Genomic DNA, 24,102 nt, shown 5'->3' with positions numbered 1-24,102 from the left:
GTTCGCGCCACGGTCGTCGGTCGGGATGCCGCGCGCGGAGTGACGGGCGACCAGCCCCTCAGCGCCGCCGGAGCCAGACCGCCCAGGTCAGCGCCGAGCAGGCCGCGTAGGCCAGCAGGAACCCCGTGTACGCCGCGTCCCCGTTGCCGCCGGCCAGGAAGGACTGCCGGAACGCCAGGTTCACCAGCACCCCGCCGAACGCCCCGACCGCTCCCGCGAGCCCGATCAGCGCCGCGGACCGGCGTCGGGAGTCGGCCTCGGCGGCCGCCGGGTCGGCGCCGGCCGCGACCGCCGTCCGGGCGACGGCCTGGTAGTGCGCCGGGATCATCTTGTACGTCGAGCCGTTGCCGATGCCGCTGAGCACGAACAGGGCGACGAACCCGCCGAGGAACAGCGGCAGCGAGCCCGCCCGGGAGGCGGCGAGCACCACCGCCGTACCGGCGCCCATGGCGGCGAAGGTGCCCAGGGTCACCCGCGCGCCGCCGTACCGGTCGGCGAGGCGTCCGCCGACCGGCCGCAGCAGCGAGCCGAGCAGCGGCCCGAGGAAGGTGAGCGCGGCGGCCTTGGCAGGGGAGTCGAAGCGCTCGTGGAACTGCACCTGGAGCACCTGTCCGAAGGCGAACCCGAAGCCGATGAAGGAGCCGAAGGTGCCGATGTAGAGGGTGGAGACGGCCCAGCCGTACGGATCGCGGGCGACCTCGCGCAGCGCCCGCCCCTCCCCAGATCCGCCCGAGCCGCCCGAACCGCCCGACGCCACTGGCAGGTTGTCCATCCGCCACCACGCCCCCGCCGCCGCCAGCAGGATCAGCGGCAGGTAGAGCAGCGGCAGCAGCCGGGGGTGGGCGGCGCCGGCGGTGGCCAGCACCAGCAGCCCGAGCAGCTGCACCGCGGGCACGCCCAGGTTGCCGCCGCCCGCGTTGACGCCGAGCGCCCAGCCCTTGAGCCGGTGCGGGTAGAAGGCGTTGATGTTGGCCATCGAGGAGGCGAAGTTGCCGCCGCCGACGCCCGCCACGCAGGCGACGGCCAGCAGCGTCCCGTACGGCACCCCGGGTTCCAGCACCAGGGCGGCGAGCGCGGTGGGCACGAGCAGCAGCAGTGCGCTGATCACCGTCCAGGTCCGGCCGCCGAAGCGGGCGACGGCGAAGGTGTACGGCAGCCGCAGCAGCGCGCCGAGGGCGGTCGGCAGGGCGGTGAGGGTGAACTTGCCCGCGGTGTCGATGTGGTACTCGGGGCCGAGGAACAGCACCAGGACCGACCAGAGGCTCCACACCGAGAAGCCGATGTGTTCGGAGAGCACCGAGAAGACCAGGTTCCGGCGGGCGATCCGGGCGCCGTCGCGGGCCCAGAACTCCTCGTCCTCCGGGTCCCAACCGGTCAGCGGGGCGGGCGATCTGGTGTCGAGGACGGTCGTCATGCCGCGGCCTCCCCGGCGAGGGCCCGGACCGGCCAGCGGCGCAGTACGGCGGGCGTGCCGTCGGGGGCGGTGTCCTCGTCCAGGCAGCGGCCGTCGGTGAGGTCGTAGACCTGCTTGTACATCGGCGAGATGAGCGTCGGCCGGTCGCCGCGGCTGCCGAGCAGGCCGCGGGCGAGGACGGGGGCGCCGCTGAACGGGTCGAGGTTGTCGACGGCGTACAGCCCGTCGGAGCCGTCGCGGAAGAGCGCGACCTGTCCGGCTTCGGGGAGCAGCACGGCGACGCCGCGGCCGGGTTGGAGGTCGGTGAGGTCGCAGACGGTCTGCCAGCTGGTGCCGTCGTGGATCTGTACGGTCACGGGGTGAGCACCTCCAGTCGGGCCCCGGCGACCAGCACCGGGGCGTTGAGGGTGTGGCCGGCCTCGCCGGGGCGGGCCGGGCGGATCTGGCCGCGTTCGGGGACGAAGGTCACGGCGGGGTCGGGGGTGCCGGGGGCGTTGACGAAGGAGGCGAAGCGCCGCAGCCGCTCGGGGTCGGCCAGGGTCGCGGCCCATTCGTCCTGGTAGCCGCTGATGTGACGGCCCATCAGGTCGTCCAGTTCGGCAGCGATGCCGAGCGAGTCGTCGAGGACGACGGCGCGCAGGTGGTCCAGGCCGCCCTCCAGCCGCTCCAGCCAGACCGAGGTGCGTTCCAGCCGGTCGGCGGTGCGGATGTAGAACATCAGGTAGCGGTCGATGGTGCGGATCAGCGTCTCGCGGTCGAGGTCGGCGGCGAGCAGGTCGGCGTGGCGCGGGGTCATGCCGCCGTTGCCGCCGACGTAGAGGTTCCAGCCGGCCGAGGTGGCGATGATGCCGAAGTCCTTGCTCTGCGCCTCCGCGCACTCGCGGGCGCAGCCGGAGACGGCCGCCTTGAGCTTGTGCGGGGAGCGCAACCCCCGGTAGCGCAGTTCGAGTTCGATGGCCAGGGCGGTGGAGTCCTGGACTCCGTAGCGGCACCAGGTCTCGCCGACGCAGGACTTCACGGTGCGCAGCGACTTGCCGTAGGCGTGCCCGGACTCGAACCCGGCCTCGACCAACCGGTGCCAGATCGCGGGCAGTTGGTCGACGGTGGCGCCGAACATGTCGATCCGCTGGCCGCCGGTGATCTTGGTGTACAGGCCGTGGTCGCGGGCGATCTCGCCGATGGTGATCAGACCCTCGGGGGTGATCTCGCCGCCGGGCACGCGGGGGACGACGGAGTACGAGCCGTTGCGCTGGAGGTTGGCGAGGAAGTGGTCGTTGGAGTCCTGGAGCGCGCCCTGCTCGCCGTCCAGGATGTGGCCGTTGCCGAGGCTGGCCAGGATGGAGGCGACGGTCGGCTTGCAGATCTCGCAGCCCTCGCCGCTGCCGTGCCGGTCGCGCAGTTCGGTGAAGGTGGTCACCCCGGTCACCCGGACGATCTCGTACAACTCGGCCCGGGTGTGGGCGAAGTGCTCGCACAGGCCCTTGAACGCGGAGACCCCGGCGGCCTCCAGCTCCTCGGTGACGACGGTGCCGAGCTGCTTGAGGCAGCTGCCGCAGCCGGTGCCGGCCCGGGTGCACTTCTTGACGGCGGCGACGCTGTCGGCGCCCTGCTCGCGGACGGCGGCGCGCACCGCGCCCTGGGTGACGTTGTGGCAGGAGCAGAGCACCGCGTCGTCGGGCAGCGCGACCGGCCCGGCGGCCCCCGCGAACCCGGCGGGCAGGACGAGCTGTTCGGGGGCCACGGTGAGCGGTTTGCCGCCGACGGCGAGCGGGCGCAGGGTGCCGTAGCCCTCGGTGTCGCCGACCAGGACGCCGCCGAGCAGCGCGCCGTCGGTGCCGATGACGAGCTTGCGGTAGACGCCGCTGCGGCTGTCGCTGTAGAGCACGTCGAGGGCGCCCTCGGCGGTGCCGTGCGGGTCGCCGAAGCTGGCGACGTCCACGCCGAGCAGCTTGAGCTTGGTGGAGAGGTCGGCGCCGGTGAAGGCCGCGCCGTCCAGGCCGGCCACCGTGCGGGCGGCCGTCTCGGCCATCTGGTAGCCGGGGGCGACCAGGCCGTAGACCCGGCCGTCTACGGCCTGGGCGCACTCGCCGATGGCGAGGACCGCCGGGTCCTCGGTGCGGCACCGCTCGTCGACCACCACGCCGCCGCGCGGGCCGACCGGCAGTCCGCAGTCCCGGGCGAGCTGGTCGCGGGCGCGCACCCCGGCGGAGAAGACCACCAGGTCGGCGGGCAGCTCCCGGCCGTCGGACAGGGCGAGGCCGCGGACCCGGCCGTCCGGGCCGGTGAGCACGCCGCCGGCGCCGGCGCCGGTGTGCACGGTGACGCCCAGGTCCTCGATCTTGCGGCGCAGCGCTGCGCCGCCGCCGTCGTCGACCTGGACGGCCATCAGCCGGGGCGCGAACTCCACCACGTGGGTGGCCAGGCCGCCCGCCCGCAGGGCGCCGGCCGCCTCCAGGCCGAGCAGTCCGCCGCCGACCACCACGCCGGTGCCGGCGGTGGCGGCGTCGGCGCGGATGGCGTCGACGTCCTCGATGGTGCGGTAGACGTGGCAGCCGGGGGCGTCCGTCCCGGGCACCGGCGGTACGAACGGCACCGAGCCGGTGGCCAGCACCAGGACGTCGTAGCGGACTTCGGCACCGGACCGGGTGGTGACGGTCCGCCCGGCCCGGTCGATCGCGGTGGCCGGGTCGCCCAGGCGCAGGTCGATGCCGTGCTCGGCGAGGAAGCCGGACGGGCAGAGCGCGAGGTCCTCGGCGGTGCTGCCGTCGAACAGCGAGCTGAGGTGGACCCGGTCGTAGGCGGGCCTGGGCTCCTCGGCGAGCACGGTGACCCGCCAACCGCGCGCGGCCGACTGCTCGGTCCAGGCCTCCAGGAAGCGCTGGCCGACCATGCCGTGGCCGACCAGGACGAGGTCGCGGACAGTCCGGTCGTCAAGGGTCATCGCGCTTCTCCAGTCATTGCGGTTCCTCGGGTGAGCAGGTGCAGGGGGTGGCCGGCCAGCGCGCCGCCGTCGGCGAAGGCGCCGGCCAAGGCGTCCACGGCGGCCAGGTCGCCGAGCAGGATGGCGCCGACCAGCCGGTCGCCGCGCAGGACGAGCTTCTTGTAGCTGCCGCGGGTGGCGTCGGCGAGCCGCAGCACGTCGAGGCCGGGGTCGAGGGTCTCGTCCACGGCGCCGAAGGCGGCGTACTCCAGGTCTCCGGTGCTGAGCCGGGCGCGCGGGCTGGTGCCGGGGTAGCGGGCTTCGGGCTCGGCGCCGGAGAGGCGACGGGCGAGCACGTCGGCCTGTTCCCAGGCGGGGCCGGCCAGGCCGTGGACGGTGCCGCGGTGCTCGGCGCAGTCGCCGATCGCGGACACCCGCGGGGCGACGGCCAGCCGGTCGTCGACCAGGATGCCGGTGCCGACCGGCAGGCCTGCCGTGTGGGCGAGCGCGGTGCGCGGGCGGGTGCCGCAGGCGAGGACCACCAGGTCGCAGTCCAGCCGGTACCCGTTGGCCAGCTCCACGGCGGCCACCGACTCGCCGCCGTGCACGGCCCGGGCGCGGTTGCCGGTGTAGCAGTCGACGCCGAGCGTCCGGAGCCGCTCGCGCAGCACGGCGGCCGCCTCCGGGTCGAGCTGACGCTCGATCAGGTGCGGCGCCTGGTGGACGATTTCGGTGCGCACCCCGAGCGCGGCCAGCGCCCGGGCGGCGCTCACCCCGAGCACCCCGCCGCCGATCACCACCGCCCGCTTGGCGCCCACCGCCTCCTCGGCCAGCCGGGCGCAGTCCTCCAGGGTGCGCAGCGTGTGCACGCCCTCGACCAGGCCGTACCCGTCGGGGCGGCGCAGCCCGCGGACGGGCGGCAGCACCGGGTTGGCGCCGGTGGCCAGCACCAGTTCGTCCCAGGGCTCCATGGTGCCGTCGGCCAGCCGCAGGGTGCGGGCGGCCGGATCGAGGGCGACCACCTCGCAACCGGGCCGGGCGGACGCCCCGCCGAGCGGCAGGGCGATCGACTCGGCGTCGTAGCGGCCGGTCAGCACCTCGGCGAGCAGCACCCGGTTGTACGGGGCGCGCGGCTCGGCGCCGTACAGCGTCACCTCGCCGGCGCCGCCGAGGGCGCCGTACCGCTCGGCGAAGCGGGCGGCCGCCATGCCGCCGCCGACCACGGCGATCCTCGGGGTCATTCCGCCGCCTCCTCTCGGGCGTGTTCCGAACCTGCCGCGTCCGCTCCGGCCGTGTCCGACCCGGCCGGCTGCGACCGGAGCGGCTCCACCCGGACGGCGCAGAGCTTGAACTCCGGCATCCGGGAGACCGGGTCCAGCGCCGGGTTGGTGAGGCTGTTGGCCCGGCCGGCGCCCGCCCAGTGGAAGGGCATGAAGACGGTGTCCGGCCGGATCGCCTCGGTGACCCGGGCCGGGGCGACGGCCCGGCCGCGCCGGCTGGTGACGGCCACCGGCTCGCCGTCGGCGATCCCGAGCCGCGCGGCGAGCCTGGGATGCAGCTCGACGTACGGTCCGGGCGCGGCCGAGTTCAGCTCGGCGACCCGGCGGGTCTGCGCCCCGCTCTGGTACTGGGCGAGCACCCGGCCGGTAGTCAGGTACAGCGGGTAGGCCTCGTCCGGTTCCTCGCCGGCCGGGCGGTGGGTGACGGCGGCGAACCGGGCCCGGCCGTCCGGGGTGGCGAAGCGGTCCAGGAACAGCCGGGGCGTGCCCGGGTGGTCCGGCGTCGGGCAGGGCCAGAACACCCCGTCCTCGGCGGCGATCCGGGCGTAGTCGATGCCCGCGTAGTCGGCGTCGCCGCCGGCCGAGGCACGGCGCAGCTCGTCGAACGCCCGCTCGGCCTCGACCGGGAAGCCGTCCGCCGGGAAGCCGTCCGGCACCCCGAGCCGGGCGGCCAGCTCGCGCAGCACCCACAGTTCGCTGCGCACGCCCTCGGGCGGGTCGACGGCGCGGCGGCGCAGGATCACCCGGCCCTCCAGGTTGGTGGTGGTGCCGGTTTCCTCGGCCCACTGGGTGACCGGCAGCACGACGTCCGCGAGCCGGGCCGTCTCGGAGAGCACCAGGTCGGCGACCACCAGCAGGTCCAGCGCGCGCAGCCGTTCGGTGACGTGCCCGGCGTTCGGCGCGGACACCGCCGGGTTGGAGCCGGCCAGCAGCAGCGCCCGGACGCCGCCGGGGCGGCCGAGGCCGTCCAGCAGCTCGTACGCCGACTTGCCGGGACCGGGCAGGCTCCCGGCGGGCACGCCCCAGACGGCGGCGACGTGCTCGCGCGCCGCCGGGTCCTCGATCGAGCGGTAGCCGGGCAGCTGGTCGGCCTTCTGGCCGTGCTCGCGCCCGCCCTGGCCGTTGCCCTGGCCGGTCAGGCAGCCGTAGCCGCTGTACGGACGGCCGGCCTTGCCGGTGGCCAGGCAGAGGTCGATCCAGGCGCCGACGGTGTCGGTGCCCTTGCTCTGCTGCTCCGGGCCGCGCGCGGTGAGCACCATGCCGGTCGCCGCCCGGCCGAACAGGCCCGCCGCCTCCCGCAGTCGGTGGGCGGGCACGCCGGTGATCCGCTCCACCCGGTCGGGCCAGTGGGCCATCGCCGCCTCGCGCGCCCGCTCGAAGCCCGACGTCCGCTCGGCGACGAACTCGTGGTCGACCAGTCCGTCGGCGATCACCAGGTGCAGCAGGCCGAGGGCGAGCGCCAGGTCCCCGCCGGGGCGGGGCTGCAGGTGCAGGTCGGCCAGTTCGGCGGTGCGGGTGCGGCGCGGGTCGACCACGATCAACTTCCCGCCGTTCTCCCGCAGTTCGCGGAGGTAGCGGACGGCGGGCGGCATCGTCTCGGCCGGGTTGCCGCCGACCAGGACCAGGCAGCCGGTGTGCGGGATGTCGGCGAGCGGGAACGGCAGTCCGCGGTCCAGGCCGAAGGCCCGGCGGTGCGCGGCGGCGGCCGAGGACATGCAGAACCGGCCGTTGTAATCGATGTTGGCGGTGCCCAGCACGACCCGGGCGAACTTGCCCAGCAGGTACGCCTTCTCGTTGGTCAGCCCGCCGCCGCCGAACACGCCGACCGCGTCCGGCCCGTGCTCCGCCCGGACCCGGGCCAGTCCGGCGGCCACCCGGTCCAGTGCCTCCGGCCAGCCGGCCGAACGCAGCGGCCCGCCGGGGCGGTCGCGCAGCAGCGGGCCGGTCAGCCGGACGTCCCGGGCGAGCAGCGCCGGCGCCGAGCGGCCCTTGCCGCACAGCGCGCCGCGGTTCACCGGGAAGTCGGGGCGCTCCAGCACCTCGACGGGCAGGTCCGCCCCCGGCGCCAGCCGCATCCCGCACTGCAGCGAGCAGTACGGGCAGTGCGTGTCGGTGGCGGCCACGGCGGCGGCACGGCCGGTCGACGCGGCGCTGGGGCTGGTCGGCCCGGCACCGGGGCCGGTCGTCGTGGCGCTGGGACTGGTCGGCGTCATGCCCAGAAAGGTCGCCGCCCGCTGTTTCGCGAGCGGGTCGCCGGTGTTGCGTGCGCGGTACACCTCGCTCACGCCGTCCCGGCCGCAGGGTGCACGGCCGGACATCTGCCGTAACCTCGGCGGCACTTTCGCTTACCGGCAGGTGACGGCCGGGCAATGCCCCCGTAACACGTGCGGCGGAGGCTGACCGGCATGGCAACCCTCACCCAGCCGGGGCCCCTCACCGGCTACACCGTCGGCGTCACCGCCGCGCGCCGCCGCGAGGAGCTGACCGCGCTGCTCACCCGGCGCGGCGCCCAGGTGGTCGAGGCCCCGGTGCTGCGCATCCTGCCGCTCGCCGACGACCTCGCCCTGCGCGAGGCCACCGACCGCTGCCTGGCCGGCCCGCTCGACTACGTGGTGGCCACCACCGGGGTCGGCTGGCGCGGCTGGATGAGCGCCGCCGAGGGCTGGGGCCGGGGCGCCGCGCTCGCCGAGGCCTGCCGCGGCGCGGTGGTGCTCAGCCGCGGCCCCAAGGCCACCGGGGCGGTCCGGGCGAGCGGGCTGGACGAGGGCTGGTCCCCCGCCACCGAGGCCACCGACGAACTGCTCACCTGGCTGCTCGCCCGCCCGCTGGCCGGGCGGCGGATCGCCGTCCAGGAGCACGGGGTCCGGCTGGACGCCTTCGCGGCGGCGCTGCGCGAACGCGGCGCCGAGGTGATCTCCGTCCCGGTGTACCGCTGGGCACCGCCGGAGGACCCGGGGGCGGTGCGCCGCCTGCTCGACCAGACCGTACGGCGCCAGGTGCACGCGCTCACCTTCACCAGCGCCCCCGCGATCACCGCGCTGCTCGCCGCGGCGGAGGACGAGGGCCTGCGCGAGGCGCTGCTCGACGCCCTGCGCGCGGACGTCCTGCCGGTCTGCGTCGGCACGCTCTGCGCCCGGCCGCTCACCGAGCTCGGCCTGCCCGCCGTCCACCCCGAACGCGGCCGGCTCGGCGCCCTGGTCCGACTGCTCGCGGACACCCTGCCGGGCCGATCCCGACGCGAAGTCCCCCTGCCCGGGCTGCTGCTGACCCTCCAGGGGAACGCCGTCCTGGTCGACGGCGAGAGCCACCGGCTCAGCCCGCGCGGCGCCGCCGTCCTGCGGGCACTCGCCGAGCGGCCCGGCCGGGTGCTCAGCCGGGCCGAACTCCTGCGCGCCGCCTGGCCGGACGCGAGCGCCGACGAACACGCGGTGGAGGCGGCGGTCGGCCGGCTGCGGGCCGCCCTGGGGCCGCACGCGGGGCTGATCCGGACGGTCCCCAAGCGCGGCTACCGGCTGGCGGCGGGCTGATGCTGCTCGCCGTCGCGCACGGCAGCCGGGACCAGGCGGCCGGCGCCTCGATCCGCCTGCTGCTGCGGACGGTTCGCTCGCTCCGGCCCGAACTGCCCGTCCGCTGCTGCTTCCTGGACCTCGCCCGCCCCTCGCTCGCCGAAGCCCTCTCCCAAGTCGCCGGCTCCCGGCCGGTCCTGGTCCCCCTCCTCCTCTCCAACGGCTACCACCAGCGGGTCGACCTCCCCGCCGCGCTCGCCGCCGCCGGTCTCCCGCTGCCCCACCTCGCCCCCGTGCTCGGCCCGCACCCGCTGCTCGCCGAGGCCCTCGCCGACCGTCTCACCGAGAGCGGCGCACCGCCGCACGCCCCCGTGGTGCTGGCCGGCGCCGGCTCCTCCGACCCCGCCGCCCTCGCCGACACCGCCCGGATGGCCGCGCTGCTGGCCGCCCGGCTCGGGCGCCCGGTCACCCCGTCGCACCTGTCGGCCGCCACCCCCACCCCGCACCAGGCGGTCGCCGACCTCCGGCGGGCCGGCCACCCCGAGGTCGCCCTCGCGAGCTACTTCCTCTCCCCCGGCTTCTTCGCCCGCCGCGCCGCCACGACCGCGGCCACCTGGACCAGCGCCCCCCTGGGCCCCCACCCGGCCGTCGCCCGCCTGGTGCTCCACCGCTACGACCAGGCCCGGGCGGCCACCGAGGCGCTCGCGGCCGCCTGACCGCACCCGGCTCCGGCGAGGTCGGCTGCGGTCGATCTCTCCTGGCCGTTCCGAGCCCCGTGACGTGCGTGAGAAGTCGGCCCGGCCGACTTCTCACGCACACGGCCTCGGTCTCACCCACCTCCCTGGCACGCCGTCAGGTCGCCGACGCCCGCGACCCGCTGCCCGCCGCCCTGGCCCTGCTGGGCGACCATGCCTGGCCGAACCCACGGGCCTCGCGCCACCCCCGTACGGCGCCCACCCCCGAACCCGCCCTCACCCGGCAGCCGCACACAAACGGTGGCCCGTGCCCCAGGACACCCGGGGCACGGGCCGTCACATCGTCAGGTGGTCGAACCCGCCCGCCTCGACGCCACGCAGGAGGGCGTCGAATCCGACGGTTGGCGCGGTTCGCCGTGGAAGACCTGCTGCACGTGCCACTCCCGGTGCCGGTCCGCGACCGGCGGGCGGCCGGGTTGGGGGCCGATCACGGGGCGGCCGTTCAGGGCGAGCACGTGGCGGCGGCTGGCCTCGCTGCGGCCGACGAAGCGGTCGGAGACCAGGATGCGGTGGCCCTCGCCCAGGCCCAGCACGCCCTTGTCGAAGAGCTTGTGGTGTAGCGAGCACAGGCACAGGCCGTTGTCGACCTCGTCCGGCCCCTCGTGCGACCACCAGCGCACGTGCGCGGCCTCCAGGCCGACCGTGCTCGCCCCGAGGGCGCCGTCGTAGCCGCAGAAGGCGCACTGGAACTCGTAGGCGGTGAGTATCAGTTCACGCATCCGCCGGTCGCGCTGCCGCCGGGCCGCGGTGTCGGCCCCGCCCGCGAGGACGGTCTCGGCCCGCTCCAGGTCGAGGCCGACCGCCTCGCAGAGCTCGGTGTGCAGGGAGGACGGGAAGTTGACGTCCAGCAGCACCCTGGCCATCCGTCCCAGCAGGGCGGGGTCCTCCGCCAGGGACTCGCGCAGCGCGGGTGCGAGCCGACCGGTGGCGCCGCTCGACCGGAGGACCCCGATCCCGCTGCCGGGGCTGCCCGGGCCCCGGTCGGTGCGGACCTCCCACACCCCGTCGCTGACCAGGTGGTGGAACGGGTAGGCCGGAGTCGTCGGACGCGGCGGCCCGTACTCGGCGAGCAGTCGTCTCAGCTCCTCCTCGACCGCGCTGTACCGCAGTTCGCCCTCCGCGTCCCGCTGGTAGCCGCCCAGGGCGTACAGCAGCAGCAAGGGCTTGTGCGGCGCACGCTCGCCGCGCTTCGTCCAGCGCCTCAGCCGCGCCACCCGGTCGAGCCAGTCCATGCCCGCCAGCGTAGTACTGCAGCCGTAGCGGGGCCGCAGCCGCCAAGTCCGCCTCAGTGCCCGCCTCGGTGCCCGCCGTGCGTCGTCGAGGAGTGGGAGAGCTCGCCGCGCGCCTGGTCGCTGATGTCCATCAGGCTGCTGATGAGCTCCCGGCCCTCGTCGTTCAGCGGGGTCAGCCGACCGACCAGCTCGCGGCTCCGCACGATGTCCGGCGCGTTGATCCGCGCCTCGATCTGGTGGAGGGTGGCGTGGAGCCGGTTGCGGTACTGCTGGATGTGGTTCTCGACGGCGTCGATCAACAGCAGGCCCTGCTGTTCGGCCACCTTCCTGAAGTCGTTCTGGGCCGTGACGACCTGCCCCGCGATGGCCTGCTTCCGTTCGCCGCGGGCCCGTTGGACGACCGACTCGCGTTCCTTGAGCGCCTTGGCACCGGCCACGGCGGCCGCGCCGACCGCGACCGCGGCCGCCACCGGCAGCGCGAGGGTGGCCAGCGAGAGACTCGTCATCAGCCAGGCCGTGCCCCCCGCGACCGGGCCGATCAGCCCGACGGTCGCGCCCGCGGTCTGCACCATGCGGTAGAGGTCCGACGGGCTGCGCTCAGGCCTGGAGCCCAGCATCCCCGTGGTGTCGAAGGGTTCGGGCGCGACCAGCCGGAAGTCGCTCTCCTCGTCGCCGAGGGACGCGCTCAGCAGGGCGTGCCCCTCCTGGCTGAGCGCCTCCAGCGCGTGCTGCCAGAGCACGGCCGGCCCGGCGGGAGCGGTCATCCACTCGGCGAACACGTGGTTCTGCCGCACCTCGATCTGGTTGTTGTGCTCGGCATCGAGGTTGCCGCCGTCGATCAGCCCGTCCAGCCCCCGGTGCAGGTGGTCGGCGAGCTTCCCGAAGGGCTGCTCGGCTTCCCGGATCCGCCGGTCGAGGCTCTTGCGCAGCTGTGCGCTCACCCGGTCGGCGGAGTCCTCCGTCCTCCGGATGCGCTCCCGCACCTCGGCGAGCTGGTCGGCCAGGTCGCTCACCGAGAGCTGGTGCGCGCCGACCTGGTCGAGGACGGGGCGGTGCCTGCGCTTGACCAGCAGCCGCGCCTCGTCGGCGATCTGGACGAGGTGCCGGTAGCCCGCCCCGCCGTCCACCAGGCCGGACAGCAGCGCGCGGAGCGATTCCATGTTGCTGTTCCGACGGTTCCGCCCGGCGATCCTCGCCTGTCCGTCCTCCTCCTGGAAGGCGGCCTGGGCCTCCCAGGCGGGAGAGACGGCGACGAATCCGGGCCCGATGAACGTGGCGTCGCTGTAGGGGCCGTGGCCGAAGTGCTGGTACAGGTAGGCGTTGTTCGTCTCCTGCGTGGTGCGCCAGGCCAGCTTCTGCGTGGTCGCGTCCCGCTGGTTCGCCCGGTCGATCCCGGTGAGCACCCACAGGACCTTCTTCCCGGTCTCCAGGTGGTGCCGGTGCAGGTCCCGGATCAGTTCCAGCTCCGGGTCGGAGAGGCTCGACGTCGCCTGGGTGACGTAGATGAAGCAGTCCGCCTCGGCCCAGGCCCGCCGCATGATCGCGTCGTGCGACCGGTCCGGGGACTGCGCTCCGGGCAGGTCGTAGAGCTTGGCCGCCAACGGCGGGTCCTGGAGCAGCAGTTCGATCTCCTTGACGGTGAGCCCGATGTGCTCCGGCCGCCGGTCCTGCAGGTTGTCGCCCGAGCCGTAGGCCGCCACCTCGGCCGGCGAGAGGTCGCTGCCGATCTCCACCCACCCCTCCGCCGTGGACTCCGCGAAGCAGACCCGCAGCAGGCCCCGCTTGAACTCCGGATCGGAGGGGCCGCGCCGGACGGGCACGACGGTGGAGGGGCAGGCGGTGGTCGCGTTGGAGGCCGAGGGCAGGATTCCCGTGTAGAGGTCGGCGACGCCGCCGTCGTCCTCCTCGACCTCGACGTACTTCAGACCGTGCTGCAGGCCGCTGACCAGGAAGCTCTTGCCCGAGGACTGGCTGCCGACCAACGCCACGTTCAGCATCGCCGACAGTGCGCGGGTGCGCATGCTCCGCATCTGCCGCACGTCCCGGGCGATCTGGTCGCCGTCCAGCTCGAGGTCGGGGGCGGAGGACAGGTTCTGCAGCCACCGCTCCGCCGCCGTCAGGAGGCGTTCGAGGTCTTCGCGAAGCTCATCGACCGTCGTCATGGGAGATGAATACCGCACGATTCGGTCCAAGCGCAGCAGAACGGGAACTTCACCGCGTCACCGCGGAGTGCCACCCGTGGCGCCGTCAGGCGCTGCCCAGGCCGTCGTACCGGGCCCGGAACTCGGCCCGTTCGTCCTCGTCCGGCGCCGTCTCCAGCGCCACGGCGGCATGGTGGTGGGCCCGGCCGTCCCCGAGCATCCGGTAGACCATCGCCAGGGCGCCGTGCCCGTAGAAGTCGAGTTCCTCGACGGCGGCGAGGCTCTCGGCCAGCCACAGCGCCTCGGCCGCGTTCCCGGTGCCGGCCTCGGCCTGCACCACGCAGCGCAGGACGTCCGGGTTGTTGGGGCTCGTCCGGTACTGCGACCGGAGGTCCCGGACGGCGCCGTGCGTCTCCGCGGGCTCGGCCGCGAGGGCGAGCAGCCGGTCGGGGTCCGGCGCGGCGGCGGGCGGGGCCGAGCGCCAGTGGTCGAGGCGGCCGGACCCGGGGGCGACCCGCACCAGCCCCAGCACCGCCGCCTGCCACCGGGCCTCGGCGCCCGCCCGGTACGCCGCCGCCGCGAGGAGTTCCAGCACCGGTTCGCGGTCGGGGTCGAGGTGGTCGGCCCGCTCCAGGACGCCCACCACGTCCGGCCAGTCCACGCCGCTGCGCGGGACCGCGGCCAGCTGGTACAGCACCCTCCCCAGGGCGAGCCACTCGTCCGGGCCACCTGGCCCGTCGGCGACCAGTCCGGAGAGCACGCCGGCCTGCTGCCGCAGCACGTCCACGGACGCCTCGTGCCACCGCAACCAGGCCCGGACGTCGACGAGTTGCCGCTCGGCGGCGACCCAGTCGGGGTGGGCCGCGAGGACGCGCTCCAGCTCCCGGGCGGCCCGGTCCACCCCGCCGATCCGGGTGTAGCCGGTGGCGAGGTCGCACCGCGCGGCCGGGTCCTCCGGCCCCGCGTCCGCCAGGAACTCCAGCAGCGGGACCGCCTCCGCGAACTGCCCCGCGACCAGGTGGGCCGACGCCAGTGCGTGCAGGTCCCCCGGGAGCGGGTCGGCCGACAGGGCCGCCGCCTTCAGCGCGGCCAGCCCCTCCGCGTCCGGAGCGGAGACGAACCGCTCGAAGCACGCGAGGACTTCGGGACGCGTACGGTCCGCCCGGTACTGCGGCTCCCAGTCGATGCTCGGTTCCCCGCTCACACACGCCTCCCCAGTCATCCGTCCCCCACCCGGCCTACCCGCGCTCCCCACCGTCCCACCCCGCACCGACAAGCCGCTCCGCCGACCGGCGCGCAGCGCCGCGGCACACCGGTCGCGCGACCATGCGGGGGCTCACCGCCGGGGGCAGCGGCGCTGCGCGGTGCGCCAGGCGGCGGTGACGGCGTGGTGGGCGGCGGCGGTGGCGGCGGGGATGTCGCCCGCCAGCTGGAGCGGGGTGCCGAGGTGGACGTGCAGGGCGGGGCGGCGCAGCGGGGCGGTGGCGAAGCCGGCGAGCTGTTTGGCGGCGCCGCCGGAGCTGAGGCGGCGGGCGCCGCACTGGCCGAGCGGCACCACCGGGGCGCCGCTCGCCGCGGCGAGCCGGGCCAGGCCGGTGCGGAAGGCGCGCGGCTCGGCGTCGTGCGGGTCCCGGCGCTCGGGCAGGCCGCCCTCGCCGTAGATCAGGACGACCCGGCCGGCCGCGAGGGCCGCCGCCGCGGAGTCCAGGGCCGTGGCCGCCCGGGCCGTCCCGCGGTGGACGGGGATGTGCCCGCCGGCCCGCAGCGCCCCGCCGAGCAGCGGCACCCGCCACAGCCCGGCGGTCGCCATCACCACCGGCTCGGTGCCCAGCCGGCGCAGCGCGGCCAGCACCACGCCGGGGTCGGCGAGCGAGCTGTGGTTGGCCGCGACGATGCTGCCCGGGGCGACCGGGCCCGCGACCTCGGACGTGACGGACAGACGGCCGAGGGCGGGCACCAGGGCGGCGGCGATCCGGCTGAGCATGGCGGTTCCTTCGTGGGACTTCGGCGGAGTGACGCCTCCATGCTCGCCGGGCGCCGCCGCCGGCCGCCTGAGTAGGAGTACTCAAACCGGACCGGGTCGGCCGCGCCGCACGGTGATCCGGTCCACGGCCGTCCCGCTCGGAGACCACCACGGGGACGGGCTCGTCGTTCTTCGTCTCGTGCCCGAGGTAGGTGTCGGAGACCGGGAAGGAGGAGACCCCCCGTCCCTGTGGATCGGGGAGCGGCCGGGCCCGGCGACGAGGGTGACGGCCGATCGGCCGCGGGCCGCCGGAGTGGCCCGGGGCCGCCGTGCGGGTGACCTGTCGGACGTGTCGGCGGCGAAACGCCCCGTGCGGCGTGCCTGGGTGGGAGGGCGCCGTCCGCGGACGGCGCCGGTCCTGTCCCCGAGCCTGAGAGCCGCCCATGCCTGCCACCGCCCGTCTGCGCCGCATCGTCCCGACCGCGCTCTGCGCCCTGTCCGTGGCCCTCGCCGCCGCCCCCGCGGCCCACGCCGCGCCACCGGGCCGCGACAGCGGGTCCGACCCCGGGAGGGCGGGCGACGGCTCGTACGACTGGGACCGCGTGGCGGCCTGCGAGAGCAGCGGCAACTGGCGCATCAACACCGGCAACGGCTACTACGGCGGCCTCCAGTTCGACCAGCCGACCTGGCGGGAGAACGGTGGCCCGGCGTACGCCCCGCGAGCCGACCTCGCCACCCGCGAGCAGCAGATCGCCGTCGCCCAGCACCTCGCCGACCGCCGCGGCCTCTCCCCGTGGCCCGTCTGCGGCGCCCGCGCCACCCGCGGCCACGGCGGCCGCGAGACCGTCCTGGCTCCCCCGGCCGCCCCGGCCCGGGCCGCGTCGAAGGACGGCACCTGGACCGTCCGCGAGAACGACACCCTCGCCGACATCGCCGAGGCCCTGCGGGTCCCCGGCGGCTGGCCCGCGCTGTACGAGCTCAACCGTGCCGCCATCGGGGAGGACCCGGACCTCATCCACCCCGGCCTGGTCCTCGACCTCCCGTCCTGACCCCGCCGGCCCACCCCGGTCCGCCGCCCGCGCCCGCCCCGGCGCGGGCGGCGCCGCACCGGGAGGACCTCCCGGACGCGCCGACGGCCCGCCCGCTCCTGGTGAGCGGGCGGGCCGTCGCCGGTGGGTCAGCCGACGTGGACGCGCGGGCGGCGCGAGCGGTCCGGCTCCGCCTCGCGCAGCACCTCGCGGGTGACCGGTGCGACCTCGCCCTGCCCGAACAGGAAGAACCGCAGGAACTGGGCGAAGGGGCTGCCCTCCGTCCACTCGAAGTAGAGGTGCGGCTGCTGCCCGGTGCGGTCCCGGACGTTCAGCGCCAGCGCGGCGAGCGCGTTCGGGATGCTGGAGCTCTCCAGGGTGAGCACCCGGTAGCGGCCGTGCAGCACCTCGCCGCGCACCGTCAGCTCGGCCTCGAAGTCGGAGGCGTCGCGGACGGTCACCTCGACGAAGACCAGGTCGTCCTCGCCGGGGATGTCGTTGTCGGCGCGGATCTGGCGGATCTTGTCGCGGTACTCGGCGACGTCGCGGTGGCTCGGCTCGTTGGCGATCAGCCGCAGCGGGCGGTGCGCGTAGTCCCTGATGAAACGTTCCGCCGTGTCGTCCAGGGCCACGCTGGTGACGCGCAGCTCGAAGGCGCGGCGCAGCCGGGAGAGCAGCGAGACGAGGATGATCCCGGCGATGAAGCAGGCGCCGATCTTCAGGCCGTCCGGCCGCTCCAGCACGTTCAGCACGGTGGTGTAGAGGAAGATCGCCGAGATGGCCGCGAAGGCGACGGTCCAGCCGCGCTCGCGCTTCCGGTACGCGGCGATGGTCACCGCGATGGCGGCGGAGCTGATCAGCACCAGCACACCGGTCGCGTACGCGCCGCCCTGGGCGTCCACGTCCGCGTCGAAGATCCAGGTGACCAGGAAGCCGATCAGGGTCAGCACGATCACCATCGGCCGCACCGCGCGGGCCCAGTGCGGGGCCATGCCGTAGCGCGGCAGGTACCGGGGCAGCAGGTTGAGCATGCCGGCCATGGCGGAGGCGCCGGCGAACCAGAGGATCGCGATGGTGGAGAGGTCGTAGACGCTGCCGAAGGCGCCGCCCAGGTACTCGTGCGCCAGGTACGCCAGGGCGCGGCCGTTGGCGTCGCCGCCGGCCTTGAACTGGTCGGCCGGGATGAGCAGCGTGGCGATGAAGCTGGTGGCGATCAGGAAGCAGCTCATGATCACGGCGGAGGTGGTCAGCAGCTTGCGGGTGCCGCGGATCCGGCCGGCCGGGTTCGCCTCGGTGTCGTCGGGGCCGCCCTTGATGTGCGGCATCACGGCGACGCCGGTCTCGAAGCCGGACAGGCCGAGCGCCAGCTTCGGGAAGGTCACCAGCGCCACGCCGACCATGACGATCGGGTTGCCGTGCTGGGCGGTCAGCGCGTCCGTCCAGTCGGTGACCACGTGCGGCGCCTCGACGATCTTCCAGAGGCCGACCGCCACCACGACCACGTTCAGCAGCAGGTACGTCCCGACCAGGAACACCGCCAGGCCGATCGCCTCGCTGAAGCCCTTGAGGAAGACCGCGCCGAGCAGCGCCACCAGGACCAGCGTGATCAGCACCTGCTTGCCGCCGAGGGCGCCGGTCAGGTGCGGGTTCTCCACCAGGTGCGCGCTCGCGTCGGCGGCCGACAGCGTGATGGTGATCAGGAAGTCCGTGGCCGCGAAGCCCAGCAGCGCGAGGACGAACAGCTTGCCCTTCCAGAACGACAGCAGCCGCTCCAGCATCGCGATCGAGCCCTCGCCGTGCGGGCTCTCCTTGGCCACCCGCCGGTAGACCGGCAGCGCGCCGAGCAGGGTGACCACCACCAGCACGATGGTGGCGATCGGCGACAGCACGCCCGCGGCGAGGGCGGCGATGCCCGGCTGGTAGCCGAGCGTCGAGAAGTAGTCCAGGCCGGTCAGGCACATCACCCGCCACCAGCGCCGGCCGGGGTGCGCACCGTGCGCGGCGGGGTCCTCCGCGGCCGCGCCCTCGGGCGACGCCTCCGGGGCGCCCTCCGCGGTGGACGGCTGCGCGGGCTTCGCCGCGCTCACGTCCTCCAGCAACCAGCTGCGGAGGCGTATTCGCGCGGACGGCGCGTCCGACTCCGCCGTCTCCGTCGAACCCGACGAAACCACCTTGCACCTCTTGTTTGAAGACCCCGGGAAGAACGCCGTCGAGCGACGGCAGTGCGACACGCTATGCGACCGGCGTCAGGAATCCGCCATCGGCCGCGTTAAGAAAACGTCATGGCCGCGCGGGTCGGCGGCGGCGGCACGCCGAGGTGGGCCGGATGCCGGGAGGGGAAGGACCCCGAACCGGTGGAGAATTCGGGGCCCTTCCCGGGGCGAGACCCGGAGGCTTTCTCTCTCGGGGGGGGGAGCCTGGGTCAGGCCCGGTAACCTAGGACGGTCATCATGCCCGTCTCCGCGTGGTAGACGTTGTGGCAGTGCACCATCCACAGGCCCGGGTTGTCGGCGTCGAAGTCGACGGCCAGGGTCGCGCCCGGCAGCACCACCGCGGTGTCCTTGCGCGGGCCGTCGCCGGGCAGCGCGAAGCTGTGGCCGTGCAGGTGGACGGGGTGCCACATGGTGGTGCTGTTGCGGAACTCCAGCCGCACCCGCTCGCCCGCCGCCACCGGGTGGCGCTGCGCCGGGTCGTACCCGCGGCCGTTGAACGCCCAGTCGGCCTTCGCCATCCCGCCGGTGAGCTCCAGCCGCACCGTGCGGTCCGGCTGCCTGGCGGGCAGCCGGACGGCCGGGGCGGCCCTGAGCTGCCCGGCGGTGACCAGCCGGCCGTCCAGTTCGGCCGGGCGGACGGCGGCGTCGGGCGCGGCGCCCCCGCCGGTGCGCAGCACGGCCAGGGCGGTGGCGTTCTTGCCCTCGGCCAGCGCGGTCAGCGGGAAGGCGCCGTCCCCGGCGGTGACCAGCACGTCGTAGCGCTCGCCCATGCCGAGCAGCAGCGCCTGGGTGGTGGCCGGTTCGACCGGGAAGCCGTCGGTGTGGGTGACGGTCAGCTCGTGGCCGCCGAGGGCGACCCGGTAGGCGGTGTCGCCGCCGGCGTTGACCAGCCGGATCCGGATCCGGTCGCCGGGCTTGGCGGTGAAGGTCTCCGGGGCGGTCGCGAGTCTGCCGTTGACCAGGTGGAACGGGTAGGCGACGTCACCGGCGTCGCCACCGAGCAGCGTGCTCCGGGCGCCCATCAGCATCCGGGCCGGGCCGGTCGGGGCGGCCGGGGCCGTCCCGGACGTTCCCGCCGGGTCGTGGCCCGGCATCCCGGACATGTCGTGCCCGGAGCCGCCCGAGTGGTCCGTCCCGCCCATGCCCCGGGCGAGTTCGGCGAGGACGGCGTCCGGGGTGCTGCCGTCGACGCCGTCCACCCAGTCGTCCAGGACGACGACCCACTCCCGGTCGTAGGCCAGCGGCTCCTTGGGGTCCTCGACGATCAGCGGGGCGTACAGGCCGCGGTCCTGCTGGACGCCGGAGTGCGGGTGGAACCAGTACGTGCCCGGGTGGGCGAGCGCGAAGCGGTACTCGAAGGAGGCGCCGGGCCTGACGTCGGCCTGGGTCAGGCCCGGCACGCCGTCCATGTCGTTGCGCAGCGCGAGGCCGTGCCAGTGCAGCGAGGTGGACTGCGGCAGGTGGTTGGCGAGGGTGACGGCGAGCGTGTCGCCGAGGGTGGCGCGCACCTCCTGGCCGGGCAGCCGGTCGCCGTACGCCCAGCTGCGGACGGTGCGGCCGCCGAGGTCGAGGGTGGTCTCGGTGGCGGTGAGCGCGACCTTGCGCTCCGGTCCGGGGTTGCGCGCGGCCTCGGCGGCGGCGACCTCGGGGCCGTTCGGGGCGAGGTAGCCGGCCGGGGCGGCGGACGGGCCGGTCGGGCCGGACGTGGCGCTCGTGGCGCCGTGGTTCATGGACGCGTGGTCCATGCCCTGCATGGAGTCGGAGGAGCAGGCGGTGAGCAGGCCGGTCCCGGCGGCGGCGAGCGCGGCGCCGAGGACGGTACGACGGGTGGGTGTGCGCATGGCGGAGTGCACCTCGTGCGGTGTGTGGGTGTGCGGGACGTCGCGTCGGCCGTTCCGTGCGCGGGCGCCGCAGGGCGCGAGCGGGCGTGCGGAGGTGCGCGCGGGCGCCACTGAGCGGGCGCGGGCACGGGACGGCGGGCGCGCGCCTACTGGCGCAGCACCGAGAGCCGGGTGAGGAGCAACCGCCCGCCCCCGGGCGGGGGCAGGGCGCGGACGGCCCGCAGCAGCCGGGCCCGGACGTCGGCGGCGGCGTCGCCGCTGCGGCGCAGCAGCGGGCCGACCAGGAGGAGCAGCAGGGTCCAGCCGGACAGGACGGCGAGGCAGACGGTCATCGGGTCCATGCCGCCGGGGGCGGCGGGGTCGGCCGTGGCGCGGGCGGCCGCGGGGACCGCCGCGGGTTCGACGGCCGGGCCGTGGTGCGCGGCACCCGCCGCCGGGAGCACGGCGGAGGCGCCCATCGCGTAGCCGTGCGTCGCGGAGGCGCCCATCGCGTAGCCGTGCGTCGCGGAGGCGTGCGTCCCGGCCCCCTCGTGCCCGCCGGCGCCGGCAGCTCCCCCGTGTCCGCCGCCCGGATGCCCGAGGGTGTGCATGGTCACGAGGCCGAGCAGCAGGGCGGCGAGCAGCAGCAGGCGCGGCGCCCACGGCACCGGCGGGCCGAACGGCCGTGACCGCACCATCCTCCGCCTCCCGTCGACGCCCGCCTCGATGTACCCCGGCAGGGTATCCCGAGTTCACCTCGGGGGCCGCGCCGGGGCGCCGCGTTCACTCCCTCGGACGCTCCCCCGCCCCACGGGGGCCGGCGCCCAGCACCGCGGCCGCCACGTGCTCGCGGAACCAGCGGTGCCCCGGATCGGCCGAGTTGCGCGGGTGCCAGGCCATGCCCAGTTCCAGCGGGGCGAGTTCGAGCGGGATCGGGAACGTCCGCAGCCCCAGCGCGGCCACGGTGTCCGGCAGCCAGTCCGCCAGGACGAGGGTGACCAGGTCGCTGTCCCGGGCCAGCAGCATCGCGCCGGTGTGGCTGGGCACGACGACCGCCACCCGGCGCCGCAGCCCGAGCCCGGCCAGCGCGGTGTCGATCGGGCCGAGCCGCTTGCCGCGCCGGGAGACGCCGATGTGGTCGACGGCGGCGAAGCGCCGGGCGGTGATCCGGCGGCCGTCGAACAGCGGGTGGCCGTCGCGGGCGAGGCCGACCAGCGAGGCGCTCAGCAGTCCGCGGCTGCGGATCTCCGGGTCCAGCTGCCCGAGCACGCCCAGCTCCACGTCCACCAGGCCCTGCCGCAGCGCCGGGCCGCCCTCCAGGCTCTCCGGCAGGAACACCACGTCCACCCGCGGCGCCTCGGCCCGGACCCGCTCGGCGAGCGGTCCGGCCGTCCGGGCCAGCAGCAGCTCACCGGCCTGCACCGTGAAGGTGCGGTCGAGGTGCACGGGGTCGAACCCAGCGCCGGGCCGCAGCACGTCGTCGCAGCCGCGCAGCAACGCGGCCACCTCCTCCCGCAGTTCGAGCGCCCGCGGGGTGGGGACGAGGCCCTGCCCGGCGCGCACCAGCAGCGGGTCCTCGACGGCCCGGCGCAGCCGGGCCAGCATCCGGCTGACCGCCGCCGGCGAGGTGCCGAGCCGCTCGGCCGCGCGGGTCACGCTGTTCTCCTGGAGCAGGGCGTCCAGCGCCCGCAGCAGGTTGAGGTCCATCGACCGTACGCTCCCGAGCTGTGTCTTTGCGTCCTGGGCAACTATGCGATGCCGATTCTTGCATTGTTCCGGTCGGGGCCGCCGACGAAGGTGGAGACGACCGCGAAACCTTCTGAGGAGTCCTCATGTCACAGCCCTCCCGCGCCGCCCGCGCCGGCGACGTCCTCGCCGTCGTCAGCCAGAGCGGTCCGACCGTCTCGTTCTTCGACGCCGCCACCGACCGGCTCCTGGACACCGTCGAGGTCCTCGCCGAGCCGCACGAGCTGTGCTTCGACCCGACCCAGCGGCTGCTCTGGTGCACCAGCGCGTACCGCTCGGGCTACTACCACGCCAACAGCGGCCGCCGCACCGAGCTGACCGTCATCGACGCCGACACCCGCCGGATCGTCGAGGTGATCGACCTCGCCCCCGAACACGGCCCGCACGGGCTGGCGTTGGACACCGCCCGGCGCCGCCTCTACGTCAGCGTGGAGGGCGGCGAGGACCGCCCCGGCGGCGTCGTGGTCATCGACACCGAGACCCGCCGCCCGCTCGGCCGGATCGACACCGACGCCCCCGGCCCGCACTGGTTCGCCGTCTCCCCGGACGGCCGGACCGGCTTCGCCACCAACAAGGAGGCTCCCTTCGTCTCGGTGGTGGACCTCGAACGGGGGGTGCTGACCGCGAAGGTGGAGGTCCCCGGCAGCGAGGGCCTGGCCGTCTCCCCCGACGGCAAGCGGGTCTACGCCGCCGGCCCGTACCTCTCCACCTCCGCCGCCCCCGCCGCGGCCCCCGGCGTCCGGGTCATCGACGTCCCGACCGCGACCGTCACGGCCGTCCTGCCCACGGAGTCCCCGGCCCTGCCGGTCCACCTCACCTCGACCGGCCGGATCCTGGCCGGCGAGGTCCGGCTGGCTCCCGACCCGGCCAACGCCCTGGGCCGTCAACTCCCGGGCCGCCTCACCGTGTTCGGGGCCGACGACCACCGGCTGATCGGCTCCGTCGAGGTGGGCCTCTTCCCGCTCACCATCACCTCCTCCCCGGACGGCGAACTCGCCTACGTCGCCAGCGTGGTGTCCTCCACCGTCGACGTCATCGACCTGGCCACCCTGACCCCGGTCTCCCGGCTGACCATCCCCAAGCTCGCCGACCCGGGCGCCCACGGCCTGGCCTACCTCCCCCGCCCGGCCTGACCCCGAGCGCTCCTCCACCCCCGCCCCGGGCCCCTCGCGCCAGAGTTCCGCGCGAGGGGCCCGGGGCGTTCGGCCGCACCGGCGGGGCGGGGGCGCGTCGGCCGCACCGGCGGGGGACGGACCGCGCCGGTGTCCACATCGCGGGACGCCCGGCGGCCGGGAGCTGACAGCTTCCGCCTGACCCAAACCTGCCAAGGCCGCTGCCGCGCAGCTCACTTGGGGTCGACCCGGTGACCCGTCCCTGGCCCGAAGCTGCCACGCGTTTGGTGTCACCCCGGAACCCGTGTGAGCGCTCCGGGACGCGTGCGAATCTTGGGACCGCAGAGGCCGCGGACGAACGAACGCGGCCCGAAACCCCCCCACGATTCGGAGGACTTCCCCATGTTCACCTCCGCGCGTTCCCGCGGCCCCGTGCACCGGGCGACGACCGGGCTCCGCACCGCACCGGCCGTCGCGTTCCCCGGCTGTCCGGCGCCGGAGGCCGTCCGGGCCTCGGCCGGCGACGGCTTCTCCTGGGGCTGACCGGCCGGTCTCCCCCACACCTCCCGGGACCTCCGGTTCACCTCGTCGGCGTCCTGCTGACCGCCGCCGCGGGCGGCTCGGCGGACGCCCGGCCGACCGCCGGGGCCGTGCTCGCGGCCCTGGACGGCGTGACGTCCGCGCGCGACGGCGTCGAGCACGTCCATGTCCAGGTCACCCCGCGCGGCGTCCGGTTGACCTTCTACCTGGCCGGCTGCGATCTGGTCGACGCCGTCGGCCGCGCCATCGCGATCGCCCACCGCGCCGTCGCCGGACCGACCGCGCTCGCCCGGTTCGCCGTCGCGGACTTCAACGTGCTCGACCGCCCCGCCCGCCCGCCGCACGGCGCCCGCTGACGCCCGCACGGGACGGTCACCCGACGGCGGCTCCCCCACGCACGCACCGCCGTCGCCCACCCGGTCCGCCTCCTCC

The 24,102-nt window shown here is 75.6% G+C and carries 19 protein-coding genes; 6 read left to right on the top strand and 13 right to left on the bottom strand.

All coding sequences use genetic code 11. The features are described from left to right. Positions 1–58: 58 nt before the first annotated feature. The 5 genes from ACFY0X_RS10200 to ACFY0X_RS10180 are packed head-to-tail and all read right to left on the bottom strand — an operon-like array spanning position 59 to position 7,689. On the bottom strand, positions 59–1,414 hold the full coding sequence (locus tag ACFY0X_RS10200; protein ID WP_387751559.1) for a nitrate/nitrite transporter: 1,356 nt from the start codon (positions 1,412–1,414) through the stop codon (positions 59–61). Next, on the bottom strand, positions 1,411–1,770 hold the full coding sequence (nirD, locus tag ACFY0X_RS10195; RefSeq protein WP_387751557.1) for a nitrite reductase small subunit NirD: 360 nt from the start codon (positions 1,768–1,770) through the stop codon (positions 1,411–1,413). Before nirD ends, ACFY0X_RS10200 begins: the two co-directional genes overlap by 4 nt. After that, the gene (nirB, locus tag ACFY0X_RS10190; protein WP_387751554.1) at positions 1,767–4,355 is read right to left on the bottom strand and encodes a nitrite reductase large subunit NirB; all 2,589 of its coding nucleotides are present in this window, start codon (positions 4,353–4,355) and stop codon (positions 1,767–1,769) included. Before nirB ends, nirD begins: the two co-directional genes overlap by 4 nt. Beyond that, positions 4,352–5,575, bottom strand: a complete 1,224-nt coding sequence (locus tag ACFY0X_RS10185) for an NAD(P)/FAD-dependent oxidoreductase (RefSeq protein ID WP_387751551.1) — start codon at positions 5,573–5,575, stop codon at positions 4,352–4,354. Before ACFY0X_RS10185 ends, nirB begins: the two co-directional genes overlap by 4 nt. Beyond that, positions 5,572–7,689: a molybdopterin oxidoreductase family protein gene (locus ACFY0X_RS10180; protein WP_387751927.1), complete on the bottom strand. Its 2,118-nt coding sequence runs from the start codon at positions 7,687–7,689 to the stop codon at positions 5,572–5,574. The genes ACFY0X_RS10185 and ACFY0X_RS10180 overlap by 4 nt, the downstream gene beginning before the upstream one ends. A 330-nt stretch (positions 7,690–8,019) precedes the next feature. Between ACFY0X_RS10180 and ACFY0X_RS10175 the strand changes: the two genes are divergently transcribed. Both ACFY0X_RS10175 and ACFY0X_RS10170 read left to right on the top strand, forming a co-directional pair. Then, a complete protein-coding gene (locus ACFY0X_RS10175) occupies positions 8,020–9,141 on the top strand; it encodes a uroporphyrinogen-III synthase (RefSeq protein WP_387751549.1) in 1,122 nt (373 codons plus the stop codon). Further along, positions 9,141–9,836 carry a sirohydrochlorin chelatase gene (locus tag ACFY0X_RS10170; protein ID WP_387751546.1) on the top strand — a complete coding sequence of 232 codons (696 nt, stop codon included), beginning with the start codon at positions 9,141–9,143 and terminating at the stop codon, positions 9,834–9,836. Before ACFY0X_RS10175 ends, ACFY0X_RS10170 begins: the two co-directional genes overlap by 1 nt. Positions 9,837–10,159: 323 nt before the next feature. On the opposite strand, the gene ACFY0X_RS10165 is transcribed toward ACFY0X_RS10170, so the two are convergent. The 4 genes from ACFY0X_RS10165 to ACFY0X_RS10150 form a co-directional block, all read right to left on the bottom strand. Then, on the bottom strand, positions 10,160–11,107 hold the full coding sequence (locus ACFY0X_RS10165; protein ID WP_387751543.1) for a phosphorothioated DNA-binding restriction endonuclease: 948 nt from the start codon (positions 11,105–11,107) through the stop codon (positions 10,160–10,162). A 53-nt stretch (positions 11,108–11,160) separates the two neighbouring features. Continuing rightward, positions 11,161–13,269, bottom strand: a complete 2,109-nt coding sequence (locus ACFY0X_RS10160) for a hypothetical protein (protein WP_387751540.1) — start codon at positions 13,267–13,269, stop codon at positions 11,161–11,163. An 85-nt stretch (positions 13,270–13,354) separates the two neighbouring features. Further along, a complete protein-coding gene (locus ACFY0X_RS10155) occupies positions 13,355–14,452 on the bottom strand; it encodes a tetratricopeptide repeat protein (protein ID WP_387751537.1) in 1,098 nt (365 codons plus the stop codon). 132 nt (positions 14,453–14,584) lie between these two features. After that, entirely contained in the window at positions 14,585–15,232 is a 648-nt protein-coding gene (locus tag ACFY0X_RS10150) for a lysophospholipid acyltransferase family protein (protein WP_387751534.1), read from the bottom strand. 422 nt (positions 15,233–15,654) lie between these two features. On the opposite strand from ACFY0X_RS10150, the gene ACFY0X_RS10145 reads away from it, so the two are divergent. Continuing rightward, positions 15,655–16,260: a transglycosylase family protein gene (locus tag ACFY0X_RS10145; RefSeq protein ID WP_387751531.1), complete on the top strand. Its 606-nt coding sequence runs from the start codon at positions 15,655–15,657 to the stop codon at positions 16,258–16,260. Between the two features lie 128 nt (positions 16,261–16,388). Here the strand turns inward: ACFY0X_RS10145 and ACFY0X_RS10140 are convergent, their stop codons facing one another. The 4 genes from ACFY0X_RS10140 to ACFY0X_RS10125 all read right to left on the bottom strand — a co-directional run bounded on the left by ACFY0X_RS10140 (position 16,389) and on the right by ACFY0X_RS10125 (position 21,979). Next, on the bottom strand, positions 16,389–18,326 hold the full coding sequence (locus ACFY0X_RS10140) for an amino acid transporter (protein WP_387751529.1): 1,938 nt from the start codon (positions 18,324–18,326) through the stop codon (positions 16,389–16,391). Positions 18,327–18,661: 335 nt separating this feature from the next. Continuing rightward, a complete protein-coding gene (locus ACFY0X_RS10135) occupies positions 18,662–20,293 on the bottom strand; it encodes a multicopper oxidase family protein (protein WP_387751526.1) in 1,632 nt (543 codons plus the stop codon). 146 nt (positions 20,294–20,439) lie between these two features. Further along, positions 20,440–20,970 (bottom strand): hypothetical protein, encoded by a 531-nt coding sequence (locus tag ACFY0X_RS10130; protein ID WP_387751524.1) that lies wholly within the window; start codon positions 20,968–20,970, stop codon positions 20,440–20,442. 85 nt (positions 20,971–21,055) lie between these two features. Next, positions 21,056–21,979, bottom strand: coding sequence for a LysR family transcriptional regulator (locus ACFY0X_RS10125; protein WP_387751521.1), 924 nt, complete (start codon positions 21,977–21,979; stop codon positions 21,056–21,058). 125 nt (positions 21,980–22,104) lie between these two features. Here ACFY0X_RS10125 and ACFY0X_RS10120 point away from each other — a divergent pair, with 125 nt between their 5' ends. From ACFY0X_RS10120 to ACFY0X_RS10110, 3 genes are all read left to right on the top strand, one after another. Then, the gene (locus ACFY0X_RS10120) at positions 22,105–23,151 is read left to right on the top strand and encodes a YncE family protein (RefSeq protein ID WP_387751518.1); all 1,047 of its coding nucleotides are present in this window, start codon (positions 22,105–22,107) and stop codon (positions 23,149–23,151) included. 381 nt (positions 23,152–23,532) lie between these two features. Further along, positions 23,533–23,673, top strand: coding sequence for a hypothetical protein (locus ACFY0X_RS10115; protein ID WP_387751516.1), 141 nt, complete (start codon positions 23,533–23,535; stop codon positions 23,671–23,673). 128 nt (positions 23,674–23,801) lie between these two features. After that, positions 23,802–24,026: a hypothetical protein gene (locus tag ACFY0X_RS10110; RefSeq protein WP_387751513.1), complete on the top strand. Its 225-nt coding sequence runs from the start codon at positions 23,802–23,804 to the stop codon at positions 24,024–24,026. Positions 24,027–24,102 lie beyond the last annotated feature (76 nt).

This window comes from Kitasatospora sp. NPDC001547 (genome assembly GCF_042894165.1).
GTDB lineage: Bacteria > Actinomycetota > Actinomycetes > Streptomycetales > Streptomycetaceae > Kitasatospora.
This window is presented reverse-complemented; position numbering and strand designations above follow the sequence as displayed.

What these genes read in the sequence shown, in the direction of transcription:
- ACFY0X_RS10200 (WP_387751559.1), bottom strand. Translation starts at nt 1,414, where the DNA reads ATGACGACCGTCCTCGACACCAGATCGCCCGCCCCGCTGACCGGTTGG.
- nirB (WP_387751554.1), bottom strand. Translation starts at nt 4,355, where the DNA reads ATGACCCTTGACGACCGGACTGTCCGCGACCTCGTCCTGGTCGGCCAC.
- ACFY0X_RS10185 (WP_387751551.1), bottom strand. Translation starts at nt 5,575, where the DNA reads ATGACCCCGAGGATCGCCGTGGTCGGCGGCGGCATGGCGGCCGCCCGC.
- ACFY0X_RS10180 (WP_387751927.1), bottom strand. Translation starts at nt 7,689, where the DNA reads ATGCGGCTGGCGCCGGGGGCGGACCTGCCCGTCGAGGTGCTGGAGCGC.
- ACFY0X_RS10175 (WP_387751549.1), top strand. Translation starts at nt 8,020, where the DNA reads ATGGCAACCCTCACCCAGCCGGGGCCCCTCACCGGCTACACCGTCGGC.
- ACFY0X_RS10170 (WP_387751546.1), top strand. Translation starts at nt 9,141, where the DNA reads ATGCTGCTCGCCGTCGCGCACGGCAGCCGGGACCAGGCGGCCGGCGCC.
- ACFY0X_RS10165 (WP_387751543.1), bottom strand. Translation starts at nt 11,107, where the DNA reads ATGGACTGGCTCGACCGGGTGGCGCGGCTGAGGCGCTGGACGAAGCGC.
- ACFY0X_RS10160 (WP_387751540.1), bottom strand. Translation starts at nt 13,269, where the DNA reads ATGACGACGGTCGATGAGCTTCGCGAAGACCTCGAACGCCTCCTGACG.
- ACFY0X_RS10150 (WP_387751534.1), bottom strand. Translation starts at nt 15,232, where the DNA reads ATGCTCAGCCGGATCGCCGCCGCCCTGGTGCCCGCCCTCGGCCGTCTG.
- ACFY0X_RS10145 (WP_387751531.1), top strand. Translation starts at nt 15,655, where the DNA reads ATGCCTGCCACCGCCCGTCTGCGCCGCATCGTCCCGACCGCGCTCTGC.
- ACFY0X_RS10135 (WP_387751526.1), bottom strand. Translation starts at nt 20,293, where the DNA reads ATGCGCACACCCACCCGTCGTACCGTCCTCGGCGCCGCGCTCGCCGCC.
- ACFY0X_RS10130 (WP_387751524.1), bottom strand. Translation starts at nt 20,970, where the DNA reads ATGGTGCGGTCACGGCCGTTCGGCCCGCCGGTGCCGTGGGCGCCGCGC.
- ACFY0X_RS10125 (WP_387751521.1), bottom strand. Translation starts at nt 21,979, where the DNA reads ATGGACCTCAACCTGCTGCGGGCGCTGGACGCCCTGCTCCAGGAGAAC.
- ACFY0X_RS10120 (WP_387751518.1), top strand. Translation starts at nt 22,105, where the DNA reads ATGTCACAGCCCTCCCGCGCCGCCCGCGCCGGCGACGTCCTCGCCGTC.
- ACFY0X_RS10115 (WP_387751516.1), top strand. Translation starts at nt 23,533, where the DNA reads ATGTTCACCTCCGCGCGTTCCCGCGGCCCCGTGCACCGGGCGACGACC.